Source organism: Streptomyces rhizosphaerihabitans (genome assembly GCF_025399795.1).
Classification (GTDB): Bacteria; Actinomycetota; Actinomycetes; order Streptomycetales; family Streptomycetaceae; genus Streptomyces; species Streptomyces rhizosphaerihabitans.
Window position 1 is genome coordinate 1 of the sequence record NZ_JAODTZ010000171.1, and the last position, 674, is coordinate 674.

The window sequence follows — 674 nt, forward strand, 5'->3', positions numbered from 1 at the left end:
TGGCCTGCGAGGCCGGAGGACTCGGCGGTGACGTCGTCCACGCCGGCGACCACGAGGGTGTCGCCTCCGCGTTCGAGCAGCAGATGGCGGTTGCGCAGCGGCTCCCAGCCCAGCTCGTCCATCAGGTCGACCCAGCCCTGGGCCTCGCTGTAGTACTCGTGGTTGCCGGTGACGTAGACACGGGCCCGGGTGGCCCGCACGGTTCCGAGCGGGGCGGCCTGGGCGCGGCGGCGTTCGGCCGTGCCGTCCGCGATGTCGCCGGTGTGGCAGACCAGGTCGGCTTCCAGCGTGTTCACCGTCTCGCACACCCGTGCCGACCAGCGGGCGCGATCGAGCGGGCCGTAGTGGGTGTCGGTGATCAGGGCGACGCGCAGGCCGTCCAACCCGGCACCCAGCCGCGGGAGTTGCACGTCGAGCCGGCACACGCGTGGCACGCGGCGGGCCTCGGCGTACCCCCAGGCGAGCAGTACGGCGGTTGTGCCGAGGACGGCCCAGGTGACGATCCGGGCCCGGTCCTGACTCCCGCCGACGCCGGCCAGGGTCAGGGCGAGCCGCAGGAGGGCGCCGAGCAGAACGGACCAGGTGAACAGAACCCAGCTGGCACCCAGCAGGGTGTCACCGACGATCGCCGCCCGGTCCTGCTGACGCCGTCCGTGGCCGCGCATCATCGCGAG

Annotated in this window: 1 protein-coding gene; it reads right to left on the reverse strand. The window is 73.3% G+C overall.

Annotation, left to right across the window (positions count from 1 at the left end):
• The coding region (locus N4G66_RS45255; protein WP_261710162.1) for a metallophosphoesterase at nt 1–674 on the reverse strand (674 nt) is incomplete at both ends.